The sequence below is a fragment of the Streptococcus sp. GMD3S genome, from assembly GCF_000298695.2.
In the GTDB taxonomy this organism is placed as follows: Bacteria; Bacillota; Bacilli; order Lactobacillales; family Streptococcaceae; genus Streptococcus.
Genome location: NZ_AJRC02000003.1, coordinates 133502 through 158728, shown reverse-complemented (window position 1 = coordinate 158728; position 25227 = coordinate 133502). Strand labels below are relative to the sequence as shown.

General features: G+C 42.0%; 27 protein-coding genes. 2 read left to right on the top strand and 25 right to left on the bottom strand.

Going from position 1 to position 25227, the window contains the following annotated elements; translation table 11 throughout:
- Positions 1-18: 18 nt before the first annotated feature.
- The 13 genes from GMD3S_RS0202675 to ybeY form a co-directional block, all read right to left on the bottom strand.
- Complete coding sequence (locus tag GMD3S_RS0202675; protein ID WP_000495881.1) at positions 19-975, bottom strand: competence protein CoiA; 957 nt, start codon at positions 973-975, stop codon at positions 19-21.
- A 76-nt stretch (positions 976-1051) separates the two neighbouring features.
- Positions 1052-2200, bottom strand: a complete 1149-nt coding sequence (locus GMD3S_RS0202670) for a DUF1887 family protein (protein WP_000202638.1) — start codon at positions 2198-2200, stop codon at positions 1052-1054.
- Positions 2201-2375: 175 nt separating this feature from the next.
- Positions 2376-3236 carry an SAM-dependent methyltransferase TehB gene (gene tehB / locus GMD3S_RS0202665; RefSeq protein WP_000413062.1) on the bottom strand — a complete coding sequence of 287 codons (861 nt, stop codon included), beginning with the start codon at positions 3234-3236 and terminating at the stop codon, positions 2376-2378.
- Positions 3237-3250: 14 nt separating this feature from the next.
- A complete protein-coding gene (gene smpB / locus GMD3S_RS0202660; protein WP_001051742.1) occupies positions 3251-3718 on the bottom strand; it encodes an SsrA-binding protein SmpB in 468 nt (155 codons plus the stop codon).
- Entirely contained in the window at positions 3681-6035 is a 2355-nt protein-coding gene (rnr, locus tag GMD3S_RS0202655) for a ribonuclease R (protein WP_000653281.1), read from the bottom strand. Before rnr ends, smpB begins: the two co-directional genes overlap by 38 nt.
- Positions 6036-6129: 94 nt before the next feature.
- The gene (gene secG / locus GMD3S_RS0202650) at positions 6130-6363 is read right to left on the bottom strand and encodes a preprotein translocase subunit SecG (RefSeq protein ID WP_000282517.1); all 234 of its coding nucleotides are present in this window, start codon (positions 6361-6363) and stop codon (positions 6130-6132) included.
- 39 nt (positions 6364-6402) lie between these two features.
- On the bottom strand, positions 6403-6552 hold the full coding sequence (rpmG, locus tag GMD3S_RS10350) for a 50S ribosomal protein L33 (protein WP_007519517.1): 150 nt from the start codon (positions 6550-6552) through the stop codon (positions 6403-6405).
- Positions 6552-7751 carry a multidrug efflux MFS transporter gene (locus GMD3S_RS0202645; protein ID WP_001156299.1) on the bottom strand — a complete coding sequence of 400 codons (1200 nt, stop codon included), beginning with the start codon at positions 7749-7751 and terminating at the stop codon, positions 6552-6554. The genes rpmG and GMD3S_RS0202645 overlap by 1 nt, the downstream gene beginning before the upstream one ends.
- Positions 7738-8343 (bottom strand): dephospho-CoA kinase, encoded by a 606-nt coding sequence (gene coaE / locus GMD3S_RS0202640; protein ID WP_000516171.1) that lies wholly within the window; start codon positions 8341-8343, stop codon positions 7738-7740. The genes GMD3S_RS0202645 and coaE overlap by 14 nt, the downstream gene beginning before the upstream one ends.
- Positions 8343-9167: a DNA-formamidopyrimidine glycosylase gene (gene mutM / locus GMD3S_RS0202635; RefSeq protein WP_001114630.1), complete on the bottom strand. Its 825-nt coding sequence runs from the start codon at positions 9165-9167 to the stop codon at positions 8343-8345. Before mutM ends, coaE begins: the two co-directional genes overlap by 1 nt.
- 48 nt (positions 9168-9215) lie before the next feature.
- Positions 9216-10115, bottom strand: a complete 900-nt coding sequence (gene era / locus GMD3S_RS0202630; RefSeq protein WP_000143282.1) for a GTPase Era — start codon at positions 10113-10115, stop codon at positions 9216-9218.
- Between the two features lie 16 nt (positions 10116-10131).
- A complete protein-coding gene (locus tag GMD3S_RS0202625; protein WP_000378172.1) occupies positions 10132-10527 on the bottom strand; it encodes a diacylglycerol kinase family protein in 396 nt (131 codons plus the stop codon).
- Complete coding sequence (gene ybeY, locus GMD3S_RS0202620; RefSeq protein WP_000275166.1) at positions 10508-11005, bottom strand: rRNA maturation RNase YbeY; 498 nt, start codon at positions 11003-11005, stop codon at positions 10508-10510. Before ybeY ends, GMD3S_RS0202625 begins: the two co-directional genes overlap by 20 nt.
- A gap of 104 nt (positions 11006-11109) precedes the next feature.
- Here ybeY and pavA point away from each other — a divergent pair, with 104 nt between their 5' ends.
- Positions 11110-12765 (top strand): Rqc2 family fibronectin-binding protein PavA, encoded by a 1656-nt coding sequence (gene pavA / locus GMD3S_RS0202615; RefSeq protein WP_000006735.1) that lies wholly within the window; start codon positions 11110-11112, stop codon positions 12763-12765.
- A gap of 199 nt (positions 12766-12964) precedes the next feature.
- Here the strand turns inward: pavA and GMD3S_RS0202610 are convergent, their stop codons facing one another.
- The 10 genes from GMD3S_RS0202610 to GMD3S_RS0202565 form a co-directional block, all read right to left on the bottom strand.
- The gene (locus tag GMD3S_RS0202610) at positions 12965-13696 is read right to left on the bottom strand and encodes an NAD-dependent protein deacylase (RefSeq protein ID WP_000357682.1); all 732 of its coding nucleotides are present in this window, start codon (positions 13694-13696) and stop codon (positions 12965-12967) included.
- Between the two features lie 144 nt (positions 13697-13840).
- Entirely contained in the window at positions 13841-14551 is a 711-nt protein-coding gene (gene deoD, locus GMD3S_RS0202605) for a purine-nucleoside phosphorylase (RefSeq protein ID WP_008276062.1), read from the bottom strand.
- Between the two features lie 433 nt (positions 14552-14984).
- The gene (locus GMD3S_RS0202600; RefSeq protein WP_000904385.1) at positions 14985-16268 is read right to left on the bottom strand and encodes a chloride channel protein; all 1284 of its coding nucleotides are present in this window, start codon (positions 16266-16268) and stop codon (positions 14985-14987) included.
- 2 nt (positions 16269-16270) lie between these two features.
- A complete protein-coding gene (locus GMD3S_RS0202595) occupies positions 16271-17080 on the bottom strand; it encodes a purine-nucleoside phosphorylase (RefSeq protein ID WP_000143361.1) in 810 nt (269 codons plus the stop codon).
- The gene (locus GMD3S_RS0202590) at positions 17077-17637 is read right to left on the bottom strand and encodes a DUF1697 domain-containing protein (RefSeq protein WP_000195703.1); all 561 of its coding nucleotides are present in this window, start codon (positions 17635-17637) and stop codon (positions 17077-17079) included. Before GMD3S_RS0202590 ends, GMD3S_RS0202595 begins: the two co-directional genes overlap by 4 nt.
- Position 17638: 1 nt before the next feature.
- A complete protein-coding gene (locus GMD3S_RS0202585) occupies positions 17639-18850 on the bottom strand; it encodes a phosphopentomutase (protein WP_000033119.1) in 1212 nt (403 codons plus the stop codon).
- Between the two features lie 23 nt (positions 18851-18873).
- The gene (gene rpiA, locus GMD3S_RS0202580; RefSeq protein ID WP_000429254.1) at positions 18874-19557 is read right to left on the bottom strand and encodes a ribose-5-phosphate isomerase RpiA; all 684 of its coding nucleotides are present in this window, start codon (positions 19555-19557) and stop codon (positions 18874-18876) included.
- 105 nt (positions 19558-19662) lie between these two features.
- Positions 19663-20592 carry a peptidase U32 family protein gene (locus GMD3S_RS0202575; protein ID WP_000411181.1) on the bottom strand — a complete coding sequence of 310 codons (930 nt, stop codon included), beginning with the start codon at positions 20590-20592 and terminating at the stop codon, positions 19663-19665.
- A 125-nt stretch (positions 20593-20717) separates the two neighbouring features.
- On the bottom strand, positions 20718-21398 hold the full coding sequence (locus GMD3S_RS0202570; protein ID WP_000125733.1) for an ABC transporter ATP-binding protein: 681 nt from the start codon (positions 21396-21398) through the stop codon (positions 20718-20720).
- Positions 21399-21411: 13 nt separating this feature from the next.
- Positions 21412-22467, bottom strand: a complete 1056-nt coding sequence (locus GMD3S_RS0202565; RefSeq protein ID WP_000280270.1) for an ABC transporter permease — start codon at positions 22465-22467, stop codon at positions 21412-21414.
- A gap of 384 nt (positions 22468-22851) precedes the next feature.
- Here GMD3S_RS0202565 and GMD3S_RS0202560 point away from each other — a divergent pair, with 384 nt between their 5' ends.
- Positions 22852-23136: a DUF3270 domain-containing protein gene (locus GMD3S_RS0202560; protein ID WP_001276165.1), complete on the top strand. Its 285-nt coding sequence runs from the start codon at positions 22852-22854 to the stop codon at positions 23134-23136.
- A 64-nt stretch (positions 23137-23200) separates the two neighbouring features.
- Here the strand turns inward: GMD3S_RS0202560 and GMD3S_RS0202555 are convergent, their stop codons facing one another.
- Both GMD3S_RS0202555 and ciaR read right to left on the bottom strand, forming a co-directional pair.
- Positions 23201-24538 carry a sensor histidine kinase gene (locus GMD3S_RS0202555; protein ID WP_000482349.1) on the bottom strand — a complete coding sequence of 446 codons (1338 nt, stop codon included), beginning with the start codon at positions 24536-24538 and terminating at the stop codon, positions 23201-23203.
- Entirely contained in the window at positions 24528-25202 is a 675-nt protein-coding gene (gene ciaR / locus GMD3S_RS0202550) for a two-component system response regulator CiaR (RefSeq protein ID WP_000590635.1), read from the bottom strand. Before ciaR ends, GMD3S_RS0202555 begins: the two co-directional genes overlap by 11 nt.
- Positions 25203-25227: the final 25 nt, after the last annotated feature.

The window sequence follows — 25227 nt, the reverse complement described above, 5'->3', positions numbered from 1 at the left end:
AAGATTCCTCCATCCTTTCTATTTTACCACATTTTTTGAGAAATATAAGTGATAAAAGGCTGGTGGATAGAGCTTTTGGAGATTATTTTTCTGATTTTTTTGATAGTAAGCCTGAAAATTTCTATAATAGCTAGCCAAATCCGTTTCAATCTGCAAAAAATCACCTGATGCTATCGGTCTGACCTGGGGATACCAGTCGTCAAGTTGACGGTTTAATAGATTGTCTCCTTGATAATAAGCTTCCTCCTGTTTTTTCATCCAGTAGGGCGTTTGATAGTACAACTGCTGGCGAATGTAGTGACAGATAGTTGAATCTTGCACAACTGCAAAACGAGGCAGTTTTTGTTTCTGATAAGGAAATCGTAGAATTTCCAAGAGATTTCCTTGACCATAGGGAAATTCTTTGACCTGAAAATGAAGCTTGCCACGTAGGTCCTGATGCAGAAGATATTTGAGTCTCAAAATTTTCCTTTTGAGATCCAGTTCCCAAACAAAGAAACCCATATTTTGACTAAAATAGAGAAATCCCCTTTGCAATTGTGTTAATCGCTCTTTTAACCAGAGTTTTTCTCCCAGTAGCCAGATAACCTGATAGCCCTGGCTGCGGTATCCTTGACTTCTATCGCCTAAAAGCTTTTGAGACAAGGGACTGCACTGAACTTCTAGTGCTAGTTTCCCATTGACGAGAACATCCGCAACCTGCTGAATCTCGGGCAGACTATATTCCAAGGCGACCTGATTGTCCTTCTTGGCCCAATGATAAAGGGCCTCTTTGTTGCCCATGTGTTCTGGACTTTCATTCTCGAAAATAGCGATGCAATCCCTTAACCTTTCATGGGCAAAGTGCGTTCGAATACTCTGTCCTTGGCGTAATCGTAGTCTGCCCCCACAGGCTGGACAAGTATAAGCTTGCTTGGTCACATCTTTTTCAAGGGCATTCACCAAATTCCCCTTGGCATCTCTGGCTACAAACATGGGCTACCTCCTTTTCTCATTTATTCGAAAAAGAAGAAAAAAAGACTGGAATTCCAGCCTTTCTTAATATTATTTCTTATCTTTTTTGTCTCTTAGAATATTTTTTTAGCATGGGAATGAGATTGGGAATCTGCTCACTTCTAATGACCAGCACGCCGTATTCTTGGCAGCGATTGGCATAAGCTGGATTGATTTTCCCCGTACAAACAATCAACTTGAGGCAACTCTCCCCAGCAAAATGATTGGCATAGACTTCTAGTTCGTTGATGGCTTCAACTGATAAATCTGTCATCTTGCAGGAGATAAAGGTAATCGAGCGGCCCTTTCTCAGAATAACATCAATCTCATTTTGAACATTGTCTGCCTCTGGAAAGATGCCATTCCAATCAATCTCACCGCCTATCATGCACTCATCAAACAGCTGAGATTCAAGCGCCAAGAGATAGAGATATACCTCTAAAATATGTCCCTTATTGCGGCAAAAGACTTGAGCTTCTTGACTTGGAAAGCTGTATGCTACTCGTTTCTTGTCCTCGCTTTCAATACAAAGCATCCCTGCTTCCACAAGTAAAGGGATGAGGGATTCTGGATAGTGATAATACCTGCCATTGTTTTCCAGTATCTTTTCTGTCTCAGCATGCAGGTCATTGGTCTTAGCTAGAGAGAAAAATTGGGTCACTTGATACCAGTGGGCAGGATTGGCAATGGCAGAGCTGGCTAGCTTTTTGATGGCTGCAATTTGCTGAGCTGAGTGGATAGGGCGTTTTGATTTGAGCATTTTTCCACCACGCAAGGCTATCAACTGTTGGATGCTTAGGGTTGGAATGTCCATGTCTTCTTTTTCTAACTGACCGGCTACCCACTTGTATTGTTTTCTCTGCTCGACATCCATGGCAACGATGGGGAGCTGCCGATCCAAGCCGTATTGATAGAGAGATAAGGCTAGTAGCGAATCCCCACCAAAAACATCGAGAAGGACTTGGTCATAGCCTGCTAGACAATAATCTAACTGGTCTGCTAGTTGTTCTAAGGATAACTGACGAAAGGTCACTCGTTGAATATGAGGTACCTCTTCCATGATAAACTGACGGAGAGAGAGCTTCTCTTCATTGCTTATTTTCGTCAAAGATAGAAAAAGAATCTCGTCACAATCACTGATAAAGGCTTGGTAGACATTCTTTTCCAATACATGCCGATCATACAGCTCCACCAAAAGACTCGTCATTGGACCACCTCCATCATCTACACTTTCTCAAGCCGAGAGAAAAATAATACAGCTCTACTGCTCACATTTCCTACTTCTAGTATAGCATAAAATCCTGCTTCCCCACTCTACCATCGCAAATAAAAATGAATAGAAACCTTGTAAAGTGGTTTCTATTCGCTTGTAAAGATTTGATTTACTTGATTTTCTTGGCTAGCATAGTCGCAAAGCGTAGTTGAATGCGATTACCATTTTCATCACGACGGTGCAGATGTCCTGGGTTTTCATTGTACTTAATCAATTCCCAATCCTTGTAGTAGTCCGCCAACTCCCCTTCTTTAAAAGTGAATGGGAAGTTGATTGAGCAAGGATAATCCTCTGTATCCATGGCACAGACGATAAGATTGTAACCACCGACCGTGGTGTGCTCCTGCATATTTTGGATAATAGCTGGAATGCGGTTCGCTTGTAGGAACATCAGAACAACTGTTGAAACGATAAAATCATAGTCTTGGCTAACACTGGCAGAATTGATATCATAAAGTCCGACAGGCATGTCTAGATCCTCTTGTTCCACAATGCTTTGCAAGATTTCAAGGGACAATTCATTTTGATCCACAGCTGTCACATCAAAACCATTCTGTGCGAGAAAGAGAGAGTTACGCCCCTGACCACAACCCAAATCCAAGGCTCTTCCAGGTTTCACCGTCTGCATAGCCTCTAGGACCTCTGAATGGACTGGATTAGTCTGGTATTTCTTAGGGAAATAATCCTCAGGTTTACAATAAAATTCCAAGTACCACTCTACATCGTCTGTTGCAGCCTCTACTCGGTGCCAGGCTTGCGGTTGCGCCATGGGATTGTCAGCCCCTGCCTCAAAGAGGTGTTCAGCTAGAACCTCACCATCTTCAGTCAACTCAATAAACTTGAGAGCCCCTTTCAACACAGTAATTTTTCCCCAAGTGCCGACTTTAGTATTGTGCTTTTGCTGAACAGCTTCAGGCATGGTTTGTTTATTCCACAAGGGCATCCGTTTATAGGCAATTAATTTTTCCATTTTACTTCCTCTTCTTAACGCTGGTTGACAGCTTTCATCACACGCGCGATGTCGCGGTTTTGTTCACGACGCTTGATAGACTCCCGTTTGTCATAGTCATGTTTCCCTTTAGCAAGTCCTAAAAGGAGTTTAGCATAACCATCTTTAATATAGACTTTAAGGGGAACAAGGGTCATTCCTGTCCCTTTGGTCTCTTGTTCCAATTTTTGAATTTGTTTTTTATGGAGCAAAAGTTTACGACGACGTTCTGGTTCCTGGTTCCAGATATTGCCCTCTTCGTAAGGGGCGATATGAACATTGCTCAGCCAGACTTCCCCATTTTTTACTTGGGCAAAGCCGTCCTTGAGATTGATTCGAGCAGCTCGAACGCTCTTGATTTCCGTTCCTGTCAGCACCATTCCTGCTTCAAGCGTATCAACGATTGTATAGTCGTGGTGCGCCTTTTTATTTTGTGCGACGACCTTTCCCTCGCCCTTTGCCATGCTTGGCTCCTTTCTTAGCTACTTCTTTGTAAAAAGGTTTCTTGCCTTTTTTCTTTTTATCTTTTTGTGAATGCTTGTACTTATCATTTGAGCGTCCTGATTTTCTCTTGTCTTCCTTCTTGTCTGAACGACGACTTGAACCATGACCTCTGTCTTTGCGCCCAGCTTGTTTCAAGCCTTTTTCGATGACATCAAACTCACTTGGAATATAAGAGAAATCAATCTCTCCCGTCATCTTATCGGCTCTTTCAACTTGAATGCGAATTTGCTGTCCCACACGGAAGGTTGTTCCTGATTTCTCTCCACGGAGAGTCAAATCTCGCTCGTTGAAATGATAAAATTCAGACAAATTGGTAATGTGAATCAAACCTTCGACTGTATTTGGCAATTCAACAAAGAGACCGAATTTGACGATGCTGGATACAACTGCGTCGTACTCTTCACCCACATATTCTTCCATGTACTCAGCCTTTTTCATGGCTTCGACTTCACGCTCAGCCTCGATGGCACGACGTTCACGGTTGGAAGACTGGGTTGCAATCTCTGGAATCACTTGTTCAAAATGCTCTGCTATTTCCTTAGAACGACCATAGTCCCGAATCATACGGTGGACTAGAAGGTCTGGATAACGGCGAATAGGACTGGTGAAGTGAGTGTAATAGTTAGCGGCTAGTCCATAGTGACCGTGATTGTGCTCAGAATAGCGAGCCTGTTGCATAGAACGGAGAAGCATCATGGACAATACATCCGCATAGGGTTCTCCCTCAACAGCACGCATGATGTCTTGGAGAGCCTCTTGGCTAATCTCACTGGCAGTTCCATAAATTCGTAAACCAAAACTAGAGGCGTAATCAATAAACTTCTGAACTTTTTCAGCCTTGGGCTCCTCGTGAATTCGATAGATGAAAGGTAGATCCAACTTGCTAAAGTGCTCGGCAACCGTTTCATTAGCAATCAACATGAAGGACTCAATCATCCGCTCAGCAATACCACGTTGGCGAAGAACGATATCCACAGGCTTGCCTTTTTTATCCACCAAGATCTTAGCTTCGCTGGTATCAAAGTTAAGGGCACCACGCTTCTCACGCATGCTTTCTAGCCTTTCATGAAGCTTGGCCATGAGCTCGATACTTGGAACAATTTTCTTAAACTCTCGTCTCTTTTCCTCATCGCCAGCTAGGATATCATTAACAGCGCTATAGGTCATACGGAAGCTCGTCTTAATAACTGTTTGGGTAATGGTGTAATTAACCACACGACCATGTTTATCAATTTCCATAATAGCAGACTGGGTCAAGCGATCTACTTGAGGATTGAGAGAGCAGATGCCATTTGACAAACGCTCTGGAAGCATTGGAACCACTCGGTCTGTCACATAGACAGAAGTCGCGCGGTTAAGGGCTTCCTTGTCAAGGGCAGAACCCTCGGTCACATAGTAGGAAACATCTGCGATGTGAACTCCGAGTTCGATATTGCCATTCTTTAAAGGCTTGATGTGTACTGCGTCGTCTAAGTCCTTGGCATCCGCACCGTCAATGGTAAAGGTGATTTCATCTCTCAGGTCCAGACGACCTCCCATATCCTTTTGAGACGGAGCTTCTGGCACACTTTCTGCTTCCTTGAGAACAGCTTCTGGAAATTCTGAAACAATATCCATGGATTCCAAGACTTCAAGAACGTCAATCCCAGCATCAGTCGAGTGCCCCACCACGTCTAGCACACTAGCGACAAAGAAATCATGTTTCTTACTTGGGTATTTGTCAATAAAGACCTTGAGAACTTCAGTACCTTCCAACTTGATAGCCGGTTTCTTCACATAAATCGGTTGGCTGATTTTTTGATTTTTGGAACGAATATAGCCAGCATACTTGGGCTTTTCCTGATCCAGAACAATTTGACCGACAACGGTTGTCAGGCTGTGTTCTAAGATATCAATAATTTTGGCTTCTGCAGCAGTTCCCTTGTTGCGGTCAGCAACTTTCTTTATGACCACCTCAACTGTATCGCCATCAATGGCATAGTTGACATCGTTTTTTCCTACAAAAAGATCGTCCTCTTCCCCTTCTAGAGTAACAAAGCCAAAGCCGTTTTTATGGGCATGAAAAACCCCTTTGAGGGTGATTTCATGTTTCTTCTTCTGGTCCAAGGTGAGGCTGCCATCTTCTCCAAATCGAATCTGGTGCTTTCTTTCCATCAGAGACAGGGTTTTAATCAACTCACGGAAATCCTTGGACCCATCCTTTCCGAGAGCCTGAGCCAGGTCATTTACCGTCACTCGCCCCTTCTCTTGCAAATATTCTTTAATTTTATCTTTCATGTTTTCTTTCTAGATTTTTATAATTTTTTGAATGATAACTTTAGTAAACATCATTCAAAATAAAAATAGGCTAAGACCTAGTCTCGCCCATTTCTTATCTACTTGATAATACTGTCAATGCTAAGGCAATGGCTAGCCAGAAAAAGACTAAAATACCTGTCAAACGTTGCATCACAGCTTCAAAACCACGCGCTTTACTACGTTCAAACAAATCACCTGAGCTGGCATCAAATACATTGCTGGATTGGTTCTTAGTTGGTTGCATGAAAATCGCAATCACAATCACAACAGATAATACTAATAAAATGGTTAATAATAGGTTATACATATCAAACTCCTTAAAATCCCTATTATTTTACCATAAATTCTACTTAGATTCAAGATGTAAAGTTACTTTTCTTTCCTTTGGACAATATTTTAACACCTCAATCTTGTCTGGATGGGTTTTGGAGTTCTTACTGGTTAGATAATTCATGCTGCCACAAGAGGAGCACTTGAGATTGATTTTTACTCGCACTAGATTTCCTTTACTTTTAATAATGATCTAAATTGCACTAAGTTACATAAACAACTGAAAGCTACACAGGCTGCTGTCGCATAAAAGACAGCATGGTAGCCCAAATATCCTGCAACTGCGGATCCCGCCATAGGTCCGATCACTCCACCAAGGTAAAAAAAGACTTGGTTGAAGGCGAAAATCCTTGAAATACCTGATTTTGGAGTCATTTTGCTAAGAAGCGCATTGACACCTGGTATGAGAGCTCCCGTTCCCAAACCAAAGAGAAAACGATACAAGCCAAGTTGAAGGGGGCTGGTTGCATGGGCACAAAGAAGGTAAATGATGACGGAATAAATCTGCGCTGCAACTAACAATCTCTGATTCCCTACCTTATCGCCAAGTTTTCCTAGAATTCCAGCACTCATCATGCTAGAAAACCCCATGCTGGATACGATTAATCCTGATACAAAGAGGAGATTTTCGGACTGCCCTAAGTCCCGCACATAGAGAGCTAGAATGGGACCAATTGATTGAGCTGAAAATTGAATGACAAAGCTCGTCAAAAATAGGTTTACTAAGAGCCTAGGATACTTGAAAGAAGAAAATACTTCTTTCGTTGGGATAGCCTTCTCCTTAGCAACTGGCTGAAAATCTTCCTTGATAAAGAAAATAGTTAGGATTGCAGCTAAAAATAAGAAAGCGCCTACCAATAAAAAAACATTACGAATGCCAAAAATTTCAGCAATAAAGCCTCCAACAAAGGGGCCCGTCAGTGTTCCCGCAACTACACCTGTAGATAAAGTCCCCAGAGCCGCTCCAGACTTATCTTTAGGTACCTGACTAGCAATCAAGGCTGTTGCATTGGGGACAAATCCAGTAAATACACCATTGAGCAAGCGCAAAAAGAGTAGCCAATAGATATTTGGCACGAAGGCCAAACCTCCCATCGTAATGGTCATGGCAAGACCTGCTCGAATCATCATGGGTTTTCGACCGTACTTGTCAGCAAGAATACCCCAGATAGGAGAAACTAGAGCTGCTGAAACAGCCGAAACTGAGATGGCTAATCCAGCATAAAAAGCAACTTGATCCCCTTCAATTCCCAACTGCTCTACAAAGATAGGCATGAAAGGGACGACCAAGGAAATACTAGCTCCCGTTAGAAAACTACCAAACCAGGCGACACGAAGATTCTCTTTCCAACTAATCTCTTGCACAGCTATCGCCTCCTTCAAGTAACTTCACTACTTGAGCCACAAGCTGATCACGACTGCCATTATTGTCTAATATATGGCTCGCCAATTTTTTCTTTTCTTCTAAAGACCATTGGGCGGCCAAACGGGACTCTGCTACTTCCTTAGAAAGATGATCCCGTTTCATGAAACGTTCCACCTGAACATCACGGTCCACATAGACCAGCCACGTTTCATCAAACCAAGCACTGTAGTCCTGTTCAAAAAGTAGGGGAATATCCATGAAAAAAACCGTTTCTGTCTGAGTCAACTGGTCTCTCAGTGCAGCCAATTCCTCACGAATAATCTTTCCTTGGGTTTGCTTAGACCATTCTCGTTCTTCAGGGTTTGAAAAGATGAGACTAGCTAGGAGAGGGCGATTGAGTTCTCCATTTTCGAGGATAATTTCCTGCCCAAAGTGCTGAACTAAGAGCTGATAAAGACGACCACCAGGTTTCTGTAGTTGGTGGACGACTGCGTCAGCATCGACCACTTGAAAACCTTGCTCTCTTAGGAAATTTGTCACAGTTGACTTACCAGAAGCAATCCCTCCTGTGATTCCGATGATTTTTCCCATCAGCCCCTCCTTTGACACTGAGGACAAAAATGAGTGCCCCTTCCACCGAGCTGGAATTTCTCAATCATTGTCCCACAGCGGGAACACGCTTGCCCAGTCTTATCATAGACCTGATGGAAATCCTGCATGGTTCCGTCTTCCCCAAAGGCATTGGTATAGGTCCGAATAGTTGAGCCCCCGTTTTCAACAGCCTGACCCAAAACAGCAATGGTCTGGTCATGAATAGCTGACGCTTCTTCTGCCGTCAAAGTCTGGGAAGGTCTAGCTGGATGAACCTGAGCTCGCCAGAGGACCTCATCCACATAGATATTGCCAAGACCAGCTACCAAGGTTTGGTCTAGGAGGTGGGATTTGATTGGCTTTTTAGATTTGGCTAGGGCAGCTTGAAAGACCTGCAAATCAAAGTCCTGCTCTCTTGGCTCAGGACCTAGTTTCTTAGAAATAAAGTAGACATCCAAAAGGTCGGGTGTCAACAGTTCCATGGTACCAAACTTGCGTACATCCTCATAAACAAGCGTGCCTCCATCTTCAAACCGAATGAAAATATGGGCATGCTTGCGTTCAGGAACCTGGTCTGGATAGTAAAAATACTTGCCCTCCATCCGCAGATGGGAAATCAAGACCTTGTCTGTTAGGTAAAAAAGCAAATATTTTCCACGACGTCCCATGGACTCAATTACTTGGCCATTTAGTTCCTTTTGAAACTCGTCCAAATCTGTCTTGACCATCTTGGGATAACGAATCTCTACACTCGAAATCTTCTTTCCCAAAATCAATTTTTCTAAGCCACGACGAACGGTTTCAACCTCTGGTAATTCAGGCATAAATCCTCCTTCTGTAAAAACAAGAAGCAGGCATGAGCCCACCTCTACTTAGTATTCTTTTTCATTATAACCAAAATCAGCCAAATCTAGCTTTTTATCACGCCAGTTTTTCTTGACCTTGACCCAAGTTTCTAGGAAGACCTTGTCTCCTAGCATGAGTTCGATATCACGACGAGCCATGGTCCCAATTTTCTTGAGCATGGCGCCACCTTTTCCGATGATAATGCCTTTTTGGCTATCGCGCTCGACCATGATGGTTGCTCGGATATGAACCTTGTCGGTCTCTTCATCACGCTTCATAGAGTCAACCACTACTGCAACTGAGTGAGGGATTTCTTCACGCGTTAGGTGCAAGACTTTCTCACGAATCATTTCTGAAACCAAGAAACGCTCAGGATGATCTGTGATTTGATCAGATGGGAAATACTGGAAACCTTCCTCTAGATTTTCACTGAGGATGTCAATTAAACGAGAAACGTTATTTCCCTGAAGGGCTGAGATCGGAACAATCTCCTTAAAGTCCATCTGGTTACGGAAGTCATCAATCTGAGTCAAAAGCTGGTCTGGATGGACCTTGTCAATCTTATTGACCACCAAAATAACTGGAACCTTGGCAGCCTTCAGACGCTCGATAATCATATCGTCGCCCTTACCACGTGGCTCATCAGCTGGCACCATGAATAGAACAGTATCCACTTCACGCAGAGTACTGTAGGCAGATTCCACCATAAAATCTCCAAGAGCCGTCTTAGGCTTGTGAATCCCCGGCGTGTCGATAAAGACGATTTGCTCCTTATCCGTGGTGTAAATCCCCATGATTTTATTGCGCGTTGTCTGCGCCTTGTCACTCATAATGGCAATCTTTTGCCCCATGACGTGATTCAAAAAGGTTGACTTCCCAACATTGGGACGTCCCAAAATAGCTACAAAGCCAGATTTAAATGTCATAATTTCCTCTTATTGTTTAAAATAATAAATCCCAAATGCGTGGGAGAAAGATAAGTGCACCAATCACTGCAGCAAGAAGGGAAACCACAAGTACGGCACCAGCTGCCATATCCTTGGCTTTCTTTGCCAACATAGAAAAGTGATAGTGACTGGCTAGATCCACCACATTTTCAATAGCAGAGTTAATAATTTCAAAGGCTACTACCAAGAAAATGCTCATCAGGAGAAAGAGCCATTCGATTCGTGACACCTGAAAAACAAAACCTGCAAGGATGACTACTAGAGCCGTCACTGCATGTTTTCGCATATTACGTTCTTCCTTGAAAGCAGTCAGAATTCCTGTAAGAGCAAATTCTAAACTGGATATCAGGTCACGATTTTTCCATTTTCGTTTATTGTCTTGTGAGTCCATAGGCTGTCAAAATTTCTTCTTGTAAACCGAACATCTCCGCTTCTTCTTCCGGAGTGTAGTGATCGTAGCTGTTAATGTGTAAAAAGCCGTGTACTGCCAAGAAGCCCATCTCACGCTCAAAGCTGTGACCGTATTCCTCAGCCTGCTCATGCGCTTTATCGATAGAGATGAAAAGTTCCCCAATATAGGCATCGAACTCAGACATCATTTCTGCTAATTCAGGGTTTTCAAGCAAATCTTCCTCGTCAAAAGTAATGTCCAATTCCGGTTTATATTCAAGGCTGATGACATCTGTCGGGCGATCTGTATCACGGTACTCGAGGTTGAGTTCGTGACTACGCTCATTGGTCACAAAAGTAACTGCCATCTCCTTGTCTTCTTTTCCTATTTTTTGGGCTGCAAATTCCAAAATTTCTTGGGTTTGGTGCAAGATTTCTTGTGAAACTTGACCAGTTTCATCTACCATTTCAATATACATGTGCTTCTCGATTCTCTTTACTTGGCTTTATTATACCATATTTCCATGATTTTATTCTACCTTTTTGATATAATACTATGGAATACAATCACAAGGAGAGAACGATGTCATTTGACGGATTTTTTTTACACCACATGATTGAGGAATTGCGAAGAGAGTTGGTCAATGGTCGCATCCAGAAAATCAATCAACCTTTTGAACAAGAGTTGGTCTTGCAAATCCGCAGCAATCGCCAAAGCCATCGCCTGCTCCTCTCTGCTCATCCCGTTTTTGGTCGCATCCAGCTGACCCAAACAACCTTTGAAAATCCAGCCCAACCTTCCACTTTTATCATGGTTTTGAGAAAGTATTTGCAGGGTGCCCTGATTGAGTCGATCGAGCAAATCGAAAATGACCGTATTGTGGAAATTACCGTTTCCAATAAAAACGAGATTGGGGACCATATTCAGGCTACCTTGATTATCGAAATCATGGGCAAACACAGTAATATTCTCCTCGTGGATAAAAGCAGCCATAGAATCCTCGAAGTTATTAAACACGTTGGCTTTTCACAAAATAGCTACCGCACCTTGCTCCCCGGATCGACCTATCTCGCTCCACCAAGCACCGAGTCTCTCAATCCATTTACCGTCAAGGATGAAAAGCTCTTTGAAATCCTGCAAACACAGGAACTAACAGCAAAAAATCTTCAAAGTCTCTTTCAAGGTCTAGGACGTGATACGGCAAATGAATTGGAAAACATTCTTGTCAGTGATAAACTGTCTACTTTCCGAAACTTCTTCGGGCAAGAAACCAAGCCTTTCCTAACGGAGACTTCTTTCAGCCCAGTTCCTTTTGCAAATCAGGTGGGAGAGCCTTTTGCCAGTCTCTCTGATCTTCTGGATACCTATTACAAAGATAAGGCAGAGCGCGATCGCGTCAAACAGCAAGCCAGTGAGCTCATTCGCCGTGTTGAAAATGAACTTCAAAAAAATCGTCATAAGCTAAAAAAACAAGAAAAAGAGTTACTAGCGACAGACAATGCTGAGGAATTTCGCCAAAAAGGGGAATTGCTGACAACCTTCCTCCACCAAGTGCCTAATGACCAAGATCAGGTTACCTTGGACAACTACTACACCAACCAACCTATCACCATTGCGCTTGATAAGGCCTTGACTCCCAGCCAGAATGCTCAACGCTACTTTAAACGCTATCAGAAGCTCAAAGAAGCTGTCAAATACCTGACTGAGTTGATCGAAGAAACCAAGGCCACCATTCTTTATCTAGAAAGTGTCGAAACCGTACTCAACCAAGCTGGACTGGAAGAAATCGCTGAAATCCGTGAAGAATTGATCCAAACAGGCTTCATTAGAAGACGCCAACGCGAGAAAATTCAGAAACGCAAAAAACCAGAACAGTATCTGGCGAGCGATGGCAAGACCATCATCTATGTCGGTCGAAACAATCTTCAAAATGAAGAGTTGACCTTTAAAATGGCCCGCAAGGAGGAACTTTGGTTCCATGCCAAGGACATCCCTGGAAGCCACGTCGTCATCTCAGGAAATCTTGATCCATCTGATGAAGTCAAGACAGATGCAGCTGAACTAGCTGCCTACTTCTCCAAAGGGCGTTTGTCAAATCTAGTTCAAGTGGATATGATTGAAGTCAAGAAACTCAACAAACCAACTGGTGGAAAACCTGGCTTTGTAACCTACACAGGACAAAAGACCCTCCGCGTTACACCAGACCCAGAAAAAATCGCATCTATGAAAAAATCCTGATTCAACTTGAAATCAGGATTTTCTTTTACATTTCACTCTGCAATCAAGGTTTCCAAGCCGACTTTCATCATATCAGTGAAGGTGTTTTGATTTTCTCAGCCAGTTTTTAGTAACTCTTAAAGAGCGAGATTTTGGCCAATAAATGAGATAGTTTTCTCTTTCAAGTAACAAGATTTTGTTGCTATCTTCTAAAATTCTTTTATTGTCTCAATTTCGAAAAGACTTCCCCAATCTTGCCTTCAATGACCAATGTAGCTTGGCTGTCTTGTGGAATACTGGTTTTATTGATAAGGACCAGATTTGTCCCAGAAAAATAGTTTACTAGGCTAGCTGCAGGATAAACAACCAAGGAAGTCCCACCAATAATCAGCAAGTCTGCTTGCCGAATAGCTTGTGCAGCTTGACTAAAGACATCCATGTCAAGTGATTCTTCATACAAGGTCACGTCAGGCTTGACCACCTTACCACAGTCTAAGCAGTTGGGAACAGGTCCCTCGAGGGCCAGAAAGGCAGTTAAGTCATAGAAACGATGACAACCTAGGCAGTAATTTCGGTCCGCACTCCCATGCAATTTAAAGACCTTCTGAGAGCCAGCCATTTCATGAAGACTATCGATATTTTGTGTCACAACAGCCTTTAGCTTACCTGTCTTTTCCAAAGCAGCTAGATAAGTATGAGCAGCATTAGGCTTGGCTTCTGGATAAATCAGGTATTTCTTATAAAAGTCAAAAAAATCTTCTGGATAGCGCTCAAACATGGTCCGAGAAACGAGTTGCTCTGCCGTAAAATGACGGCCTAACTGATGACTATAAACACCATCTGAACTACGAAAATCTGGGATATTAGACTCGGTTGACACTCCTGCCCCTCCAAAGAAAACAATCCGTTGGCTTTGATCTATCAAGTCTTGTAATTGTTCAATTTTATCCATCACATTTCTCCTTAAGCTGGGTTCTAAAAAAGTTGAAAATCAATAGTTGGATTTTCAACTCTTTCTTTATCATTGCTAAGATATTGAAAATAAATCACTTACAACAGTTCTTGTAGCTAATGTAATTGAAAAGCTATTCTCTGATTACTCTGCAATCAAGGTTTCCAATCCAACCTTCATCATATCAGTGAAGGTATTTTGGCGTTCTTCTGCAGTAGTGTCTTCATCTGGATTGACCAAGCTATCAGAAATGGTCATGATTGCAAGAGCATCAACGTGGTGTTGGGAAGCAAGATAGTAAAGAGCTGCTGCTTCCATTTCCACAGCCTTAACTCCCCATTTACCAAGCTCGATGTTCTTTTCAAAGTAGTTTGAGTAAAAGACATCTGACGACAAAACGTTCCCAACGTGGGTAGTCATACCGAGTTCTTTGGCGATATGGTAGGCCTTATCTAGTAAATCAAAGCTAGCGATTTGTGGAAAATCATACTGTGGCCAGTCGTTTCGGATGATGTTTGAGTTAGTTGCAGCTGCTTGCGCCAAAACCAATTCACGAACGTGAACATCCTCATTCAAGGAACCAGCAGTTCCGACACGGATCAATTTCTTCACTCCGTAGTCTACAATCAATTCACGGGCATAGATAGAGATTGATGGCATCCCCATCCCAGTTCCCATGACAGATACACGGTGGCCCTTGTAAGTACCAGTGTAGCCAAACATGTTACGAACTTCGTTAAAACAAACAGCATCTTCAAGGAAATTCTCCGCAATAAACTTAGCACGAAGAGGATCCCCCGGAAGAAGAATTTTATCAGCAATTTCACCCTGCTGAGCAGCAATATGGATAGACATAGTTAAGATATAAAGGGCGACAGAGAACAAAGTAAAAATAGGAAACTGACGAAGCATCGCAGATGCTAGACAGTTTATCTTTTTTACACAGTTCTCCGCCCGTATTCAGTTCAGCAAATACGGTTTACCCATCCTTTCTTTATTTTATGATGATTAGAGAGCGACAAGAAAACGACTGAAAATTAGGAATCTGACGAGAAATCCTGATTTCTCAATCAGATTATCTATTTTCCGAGTTTTCCGCTCGTGTTCAAATTAGAACACTTCGCTCTACCTTTCTTTATTTATTTTTATATTTCATAGCTAGGAAAAATCGTATTCAATCATGACTCCGATAAGCCTACTACATTTTTATTTAAAACAGTTATTGATAAACTAACAATAATTTTTAATCTTTTAAGATAAATCCTTGATTAGAAGAAACGGGTATTTCCTACCTAATTACTTTATTCTTTGACATCTTACACAGTATGCTAGCCCAAGGAAAACGGTCTAACACCTTTGCAAAACCATAAGCTAGGAAAGCAGTTACTAAGAGATACGGAAGAGAATCTAAACCTAGCCCAGTGAAACCTATAACTAATCCGGTTGCAGAAATGGGCGCCCTCAAGGTCACAGATAAAAAGCAAACAGATCCCAAAAGTAAAACGGTTGGCTGACTGTCCAAACCTAGAATCATGCCCAAGAGAGCAGCTCCAGCCATCCCCAAGGCAAAAGATGGCGTAAGAGTACCACCATAGGCCCCTGCCCAAAGGATAATAAGAACGACCACTGCTTTTAGGAAAAACATGAGAAGCACTGTTTGACCACTGCTATCATTTAAAATTTCCTGAGCCATCATGCGTCCATTGCCAAGTAGATGTGGAAAGTAACTTGCCAGACCAACAAGAAAAAGAAAAGCTGAGGGCAATGTGAGAAGTATTCGTTTATCTTTTATCCTGTTTGAAGACACTTTTTTACTTAAACGACCAAAAAGCCAAGCTAGGGGGGTTAAGAAAAGAAGTAATAAAGGGACAATCCACACTTCCTTTAATGACCATGCAATAGCTGGAATCTGGTAGAGAGCATGATCTGAAATAACCAATCCTGCTGTATAGGTTGACACATAGGTAGTCAAACCGACAAATACAAATCGCTTGATAGATAAAGTAATTCCTAGAGTCTCAAAAACGAAGAAAACACTTGTTAATGGAACCTGATAAACAGCCGCTAAACCAGCACCAGCACCACAAGCAAGGAGAAAGATGCGATCCTTCATAGACAGTATACATATTTTTCCAATTGGCCCTGCAAATAGGGTTCCAATCTCTCGTGGCGCAGCTTCTTTTCCAATAGGCGCTCCCCCTCCAACTGCAATAATCTGCCAAATTGAATGAAATAGCTGTCTTAAAAAATGAAGCTTGTATTGTGAAGTCTCATCCTTCATCTGAGCTTTGATGGAATAAATCTTCGACCCTTTTTGCAAGAAGTACCAGACTAAGGACGAGCTAAGACCCACGATTATTAAACTTAGTCCTATCCGTGAGGAGGCAACTCCATCTGTCAGAAATCCACTATGATGCTCTGACTGACCAAAAGCTAGCCCCTCCACCATCTCTAAAAGATAATGGAGAAATATACCAGATAAACCCGAAACTATTCCTTGCAGAATTACTGCTATGAATAATCTAAAATTATAAGGGATTTTTCGAAAAATACTCCTCAATTCTATTAACATGATTACAATTCAGCAAGAATAGCTTTCAGCAAGCCTTTGAAGTCGCCTTTAACACGTTCTGTTACTTCCACAACTTCTTCGTGGTTGAGTTCTTCTTGGAAACCAGCAGCATGGTTCGTGATACATGAAATACCGAGAACTTTCAAGCCTGAGTGGGCGGCAACAATAACTTCAGGAACAGTGGACATACCAACTGCATCTGCTCCCAGTGTCTTATAGGCGCGAATTTCTGCTGGGGTTTCATAAGTCGGACCTGTTACACCAATATAGACACCTTCATCAAGCTTGATACCAAGTTTCTTAGCCACTTCATGGGCAGTAGCACGATATTCTGGAGTGTAGGCTTTAGACATATCTGGGAAACGTGGACCAAAATCATCCAAGTTTTCACCCATCAATGGGTTCTGCCCCGTCATATTGATATGGTCTGAGATAGCCATCAAGGTACCAGGACCAAATCCAATACCACCAGCAGCATTGGTTACAATGACACCTTCGCAACCCAAGACTTTCATCACACGAACTGGGAAAGTCACGACTTCAAGAGGATTTCCTTCGTAGAAATGGAAACGACCTTGAAGAGCCAAGACCTTGCGACCTGCAAGTTCTCCATATACCAATTTACCAGCGTGTCCGACTACTGTCGAACGACCCCAGTTTGGAATATCTGCATAGTCTACTACAACTGGATTTTCGATTTCTTCTGCCAATTCTCCAAGTCCTGATCCAAGGATTAAACCAAACTCAGGCGCTTGGATTCCTTTTTCTTTCAGGAAAGCAGCTGTTTCTTTGATCTTATCTAAAAATGTCATTCTGTGTCTCCTTTATTATTTTTTAGCATTTGACCGATTTTGTCAAAGGTTTTTGCATTGCGAATGGTGATGTTGCGATAAAAAGGCATCTTGAGCAAGTGCTTATGATAGGCAGTTGCATAGTAGGATTCTTCAGAAAATTTCCCCCAGAAAATCCCATGTTTTCCAAAATGAACCACTTCATCTTTCAGTTCCAAACTGTTCACTTTCTCGATGACTTGATCCACATCCAAGCTCTCCGTGTAGAAGAGGACATCTTTTCGAGCCAGGTCTTTAGTCCACCAATCTGGCAGATTCTCCAGCTCTGCTTCATAATCTTCCTGACTCAGCAAAGAAAAGCTCTGAATAAATGGATAATGGACTTCAAAGAAAGCCTCTAACTTTTCAACCAATCGGGCTTTGGGGTCTGTCGAAGTAAAGAAAATATTGCCACTGTTGATGTAGGTCTCAAGCTTTTCCAGTCCCAACTCTGTCAGTTCTTGACGAAGTTGCGCCATGACAACCTTATTTTTCCCACCGACATTAATGCCCCGAACAAGTAAAGCATATTGCGTCATCTTATACCAATTTATCTAAGAAACTTTCACCAATCATGGCAGTTTCAACACCAAAGTTATCCGCAACTGTTGCTGAGATATCTGCAAAATGTCCAACTGGAATGACACCATTTCCCTTAAAGCTAGGGCTGTAAGCTAAAAGTGGGATATATTCACGAGTATGGTCTGTTCCTGCATAAGTTGGGTCATTTCCATGGTCCGCAGTAATCAAGAGAAGGTCGTTCTCTCTCATGGCAGCGATAATTTCAGGCAAGCGCTCATCGAACTCATGCAAGCAATCACGGTAACCATGAGCATTGCGGCGGTGGCCGTAAAGGGCATCAAAGTCAACTAAGTTTGTGAAGGAGAATCCTTTTTCAAACTCAGCAAGTCCCATAGTCTTCAATAATGTATCAATTCCGTGGCTGTTTGACTTGTTGTGGCCCATGTCATGATTGATACCAGCACCGTTAAAGATATCGTTGATTTTACCAACAGCGTAAGTATCGATACCAGCTTCGTTCAATTTATCCAAAACAGTTGGAGCAAATGGAGAAACGGCCAAGTCACGACGATTTGCTGTACGAGTGAAGTTACCTGGCTCACCAACATATGGACGGGCAATGATACGACCTAAAAGGGCAGGACGCTCAAGGGTAATCGAACGAGCGTATTCACAGATACGGTACAATTCATCCAAAGGAATGATGTCTTCGTGGGCAGCAATTTGCAAAACAGGGTCAGCTGAAGTATAGATAATCAACTCTCCAGTTTCCATTTGACGTGGTCCGAAATCATCGATAACAGCCGTACCTGAGTAAGGTTTGTTGGCTTCACGAATGACCTTACGTCCTGAAAATTCTTCGATTTTTGTCAGGATTTCTTCTGGGAATCCGTTCCAGAAAGTATCGAAAGGCTCGGTAATGTTGAGTCCCATGATTTCCCAGTGACCAGTCATGGTATCTTTACCAAGGGAAACTTCTTCCAATTTTGTTGCATAACCTGTTGGATTGCTTTCAGCTGGTACAGTCTTTAGAGGAGTTTCACGTGGAATATTTCCTAGACCGATTTTGGCCATGTTTGGCACATTCAAACCAACTGTTTTGGAAATGTGTCCCAGTGTGTCAGAAGCTCCGTCTGGAACTCCTGCATTGACAAAGTTATTGGCATCTGGTGCAGCACCGATTCCCACAGAATCCAGTACCACCAAGTGAATACGATTAAATTTTGACATAGTCTGTCTCCTTATTTTTTTGATTAGTTTGCTTTTTTTGAAGTTAAAATCTGAACACCATCTCGTCCCGCTACGATGACCTTATCCACCATTTGGTTGAACAAGCCATGCTCTACGACACCAACGACATGGTCCAATTCTTGTCCGAAGGCAATCGGATCTTCAATGACATCCAAGGCTAGGTCAATGATAAAGTTCTGCATATCGGTCACAAAACGTTGGCCGTCTTTTTCACGGAAACTTGGTTTGTAGCCAGCTCGCTCAAACCGACGAAAGACCTGTTCTGCACCATACTGAACCACTTCTACAGGCAATTTAAAAGCACCTAGTTTCTCTACCAGTTTGCTTTCATCGACCACCCAAATGTATTCTTTTGAGGGCGTTGCGACAACCTTCTCCATCAGAAGGGCACCACCACCACCTTTGATCCCGTTGGACTGACTATCTACTTCATCCGCCCCGTCAACCGTCACATCGACAAAGTCTACTTGATCAATCGACTTGAGCGGGATGTTAAGACCTTCAGCCTGTTTACTGGTCACACTGGAAGTCGTTACAGCAGTAATCTGCAAACCTTCTTCCTTAATCCGACGACCGATTTCTTCTACGAAATAGTAAGCAGTTGATCCAGTACCGAGTCCAACAACCATACCATCCTTGACAAACTCAGCAGCCTTGATACCTGCTATCTTTTTCAGATTCTCCACTTAAACACCTCCATTAAAGAGCTATTTTTATTATAACATGTATCCGTTTTTATTTCATGGATACACTGGAAAAACCCGAACATTTTTATTTCGGGTTTTGGTGTCCTATTTAACCATATCAGGATCGTAATCATAGAATCCTGTATCGAGGAAACGGTTTTTAGGGTGTAACTTGCGCACTTCCTCATCTAACAAGAAGGCTTGGTCATGGCTAAAGTTGCCCTCTTGGATCAAGCCACGTGCTTGGATAAAGAGTTTAGCAATTTCTACAAAATTCTGACCAGGTGTGTAGAGCCCCTCTAGCTTCCAGTGAGTAAAACCATGCTCCACCAATTCTGTCAATTTGGTCATCAAATCAAGGTCGTTATTTGCAAAAATGTGGGTCCCATGATTGTCTTCAAAGATAGAGTAATGGCTCTCAGGGTCACTCGGTTCTGCTAAGAAGAGGTCACGTTTACGTGTCTTTTCATCATCGATGTGCGTGAAGTTATAGTAGTTTTGCAAGAGCGGACGCTTAGAATGATGAATGACACTAGCTCCATAAACCAATACTTCAGCAGGAATTTCCAAAATCTCTGGCATCTTGAAGAGTTCAGCAGATGGAATTTCACGCGCCAAAACAGCCTCAGAGGCGCCTGCCTTTTGACCCCAGAAGTTAATCTGACGACTGCTTGTCACCATGGTTGAAGCATCGTAGATGGTCTTAAAGGAATAGCCATCACGGTTGACCACATAAAAGACACCTGCATCCCCAACTGTGATGTAGTCTGTCTTAATTTCTTCCAAGAAGTCTAGGAAGGGCTTGATACGGTCCATCATGTCTTGGTGCATAAGGGCATTGACCGCAACGATCAATTCCTTGCCTGCTTCATGAACCAGCTTAGCGATGGTGCGTAACTCTTCATAGCTAAAGGTTGTTGGCAGACGAAGTCCAAAATCTTTCTCACCAACATAGATACGGTCTACGCCGGCTTCGAGTAACTGTTCAACTTGTTCAATACTTTCAGCAGTTGCTGTAATGATAATCTTTTCCATAAGAAAAATTATACCACATTTCTCAAAAATCAGCTATGGGTACTGGGAGTTTCACAAAAAGTTAAACTTGTTTCTATCTTTTCCAATCAAAAAAGTGAACAGTAACTTGTACCATTCACTCTATTTTATGCATGTGTTTCTTCAACTAGGTGGCCATCATTCATGACATAAATACGGTCAACCTTATCAAGAAGGCGTGTATCATGAGTGATCATGACAACTCCTCTTCCTTGTTCATGGGCAATGGCAGCCAGCATCTCCGTTACTTGGTAAGCACGCTCGGTATCTAGACTGGCTGTCGGCTCATCTGCAAGCACAATGCTTGGATTGTTATAGAGCGCTCTAGCAATCGCGGCACGTTGACGTTCGCCACCCGATAGAGCTTTGGGATAATGATTTTGAACTTTTTCCAAATCCAACAAGTCAAAGAGTTCTTTTCGGTCACTTTTACTATTTTTTCCCTTATCTAGTCTGTCTATCAAATCCAGCTGTTCCTTGACCGTTAGAAAAGGAATTAAGTTTGAAGCCTGGAGAATGAAACCAAACTCTCTAAAACGGAGATCTGTTTTTTCCTTCTCCGTCAAACTGCCTGTTTCCTTCCCCTTTACCAAAATTTTTCCACTCGATGCTCCCTGAAGTTGTCCTAGAGTCGTTAGAAAAGTCGTCTTTCCAGAGCCAGAAGGCCCGACGATAGCTACGAACTCTCCCGCATTTAGCTGAAAATTCGTCTCATGCAGGGCTACGACTCTCATCTTTCCTTCCCCGTAGGTTTTTGTCACTTGATTCATTTCAATCAATGCTGTCATACTATTCTCCTTATCATTCTGCAATCGCAGTAATCGGGTCTACCTTTAGCAAGCGTGGAAGTGAAATGACACCACCTAGAAGGGCCATCAAGGAAATTACCAAGCTTAGGACAGAGTAGGCTATCCAACTTGGATAGAAAAAGAAGGTAGCTGGTAAGACTAAAATCACTCCTCCGATTGCCAGCAAGGCTAAAGCAATCCCCATACCAGCTAGGAGGAAGATTTGACAGAACAGAGACCATACAATGGTTTTGATCTGTATCCCCTGAGCCCGCATTATTCCATAAAGGCCTAGTTTTTGGATGGTAATGATATAAACAAAAATTCCCACAATCAAGCCTGTAATGACAATCATAGCAAGAATCATTCCTGAAAATACATTAACCTGAGGTGTGTAACCAGGAATTTTCGATATCATTTTTGGAATGGAAATCTGTTTCAATCCATCGCCAGACACTTCTATGTCATTTTTCAATACCAAGGCAGAGACGGAACGATTGGCCTTCAAGGTTCCTTGTAAGGTCCAATAAGTTGTCAGACTCGTAAAGACAACAGGCTCTGTGAAAAATTTATTTCCTTGAGTCAGGCCTACAATCTTGTAACTTGTCTCGCTTCCATTGAGCTGAATGGCATCACCTAGCTTCATCCCATAGTTCTCAAAAGACTGATCCACGACAACCTCATCATCTCTTTCAGGATAACGACCCTCCGTCAAACTAGGAGAGATAAAAGAGTCCCAGTCTTGAGCAAAGATGGAAACGTTGATCTTTTCACTACCATCGACTAGATTGGTCACAGCGAACATATAGCCCAATGGAGCAGCCTCTTCAGAACTCTTTTCCTTGTAGTCCTTTTCAGGAATAAAGGATGCCGTCAAATTATCATTTGCGTAGTCGGATAAAACGACACCCGTCGCTTTCCAATTATCAATAGCTGCTCGGTTGTTTCGCACAAGACCAAGAGCTAGACTGGTCATAAAAAAGACCATAAAAGCGATAAGAAAAATGGTAGTTAGAATCAAACTATATCGAAGTTTGTTTCGTAATATCTCTTTGATAGCAAGATACATGCTTATCTCCTTTTACTTTTCCCAGAGGTAGTTTAAAAGCCACCCAGTCCAATAGACAGAATCTCTGTCTTATCATCCATTCAAAACAACTCCTACCAATACTCTTCAAAAGTATCCAGGTAGCAACTCAACAAATTATCTTAGGAAAAAGCCTCAGCTTGCTATCAATTTATATAAGTTATCCTTTCCTTTCTCAGTATATTTATAATAGAGAAGGTTAGGTCATCTGTTTTAAGTGTAACATCCATGCTACCATTTTCCCTTGTAGGTGTCAAGAGAGCGACTTAGAAGATGATAAGAGACTTTAGTAGTTTTGTAACAAATCTGTAATAATTCTCTGCATAAAAAATGATAAAATAGTTATGTACTGTTAAGGAGAGAATCATGTCCGCAAGAAAACTAGAAGCTTATGAGTTTGAACAAGCTCCCGAATCAAATCAAACTCCGCTTTATCAAGATTATACACCAGAAGCCCCAGTCGGCCCTAACCTAAAAGAGATTTTATTTTTTGTAAATATCGCTTGTTTCTGTATTTTTATGGTGCTTTTTAGCTTTATCTTTTTAGCCTTAAAATTAAATACAGCTTTATCATTTATCGCTGCTATGGCAACAAGCTTCGCACTTTTACAACTTCAAAGAAAGATAATGAAACGAAAACTTTCAAAATAAAGGTTGGTACTACTACCAACCTCTTTTCTAGTTATCTAAAAAGACAGTTCTATAACTGTCTTTTTTATTTATTCTTTCGTTTTGAAGGAGATTGGATGGCAATCTTAACTTCAAAAATTGTTCCTCTAGGTTTGTTATCTTTTACGGTAATCGTTCCTCTTAAGGCATCTACGATTTGCTTGGCCAAAGATAGTCCCAGGCCGAAACCACCTTTCTGACGGGTTCTTGCCTTGTCTACACGATAAAAACGGTCAAAGATTTTCTTCTTATCGGCAGCTGAGATTCCAATTCCATTATCCGTCACTGTAAGATAGAGGTGGCGATCTGTAGCATGAACTACAAACTCAATCTTGCCATCTTCTTCAGTATACTTGATGGCATTATCAAACAAGATAGTCATGAGTTGTTTTAAGAGCAACTGATCGGTCATGAATGGACGGTAAATTCGATTTTCATAGTTGAAAACACGATCATTTTCAGAAGCAATCAACTCATAGTTGGCAAAGGTTGTTTTAAAGAATTGTGGAGAAACTTCTGCTATTTCTGGTTTGATTCCATCATCGCGACGTGCAAGGTTGAGAAGATTGGTCGTGAGGAAACGCATATTGCGAACCTCTTCAAGACTGGAAGCGATACTTTCGCTGGATTCCATGATTGTTGCCTCTGGTTTTCGAAAGAGATTCTCTAAACGATTTTGTAAAACGGCCAAAGGCGTTCTCAGTTCGTGACTCGCATTTTCAACAAAGGACTTCTGCTTTTGCATGCTTTCCAGTAGCGGTTTGACACTGACACGTGCCAGGTAAACACTGGCAATTAAAGACAGGAGCCAGAAACTCGCCATCACTACAACAATTAAATGCTCGTGTTTTTGGCTGATTTGCTCAAGCTGGCTGGTATTGATTAGAACCGCCGCATATTTGACATTACTTGATACGGTGGAAGAGTTGGTTTCCATCAAGACCATTCGATAGGTTTCTTCCTGACCATAGCTGTTGAAAACTTGGATTTGCCGAATATGATTCAACTCTTTCTTGTCCAGCTTGATCTTATCCAAACCTAAAAAGCGATTGCCCAGTAAGAGTTGGTTAAAATCTTTGTCAAAGAGCAAGACTTCCGTATTGGAGCTGACATTGGGCTTGATTTCAGCCTTGCTGGCATCCGCTGTTGCGGGTTGGATATCCTTGACCTCTTCAGTTGCCCGATTAAGGGCTAACTGGATAACCGCTTGGGGACTACTACTAAGGGCTTGTAGTTTTTCATCTACAGAGGTGTAGAGACTCGAATGCATGACCTGAAGGATAATCAAGGTCATAGCAGAGAAAATCAAGGTGAACACTCCAAAGTTTCGAATGAAATAGCTAAAATCATCCGCATACCATGTTTTTTTTAATTTATTGAACATCTTTTAAAATATACCCGACACTACGCAAGGTTTGAAGATTTTCAGCAAAGGCTGTACCCTTCAGTTTCTTACGAACTTTTGAAACATAGACTTCTACAACGGAAATAGTCGTATCGCTATCAAATCCCCATAGACGGTCAAAAATTTGTGTCTTGGGAAGAATAACATTTTGATTTTGAAGGAAGTAAACCAATAACTCAAACTCTTTTCCGAGCAGTTCCACAGGCGTGTCTTCCACCTTCACTTCATTCGTTGAAAGATTGACGACTACATCCCCATAGGTCAAGGTATTTTCGTTAAACTTTCCTGAACGCTTGAGAAGGGCTTGAATCCGCATTTTGAGTTCTTCTAGGTAGAAAGGTTTGGTGAGATAGTCATCCGCTCCCAACTCAAAACCATGTCCCTTGTCATCCAAACTCTCTTTGGCAGTCATGATAAGAACTGGTGTCGTAATTCCTTTTTCTCGCAACTCTTTCAAGACTTGGAAACCATTTTTTTCAGGCAACATCAGGTCAAGCAAAATCAAGTCATAAACGCCACTTTCAGCTTCGTAGAGCCCTTCTTCTCCATCAAAAACCTGCATGACATCTGCAAAATCATCCAAAAAGTCAAATACTGAGTTTGACAGACCTAGGTCATCTTCTACTAATAAGATTTTTATCATCAGAAACTCCTCCTTGTTATGATTA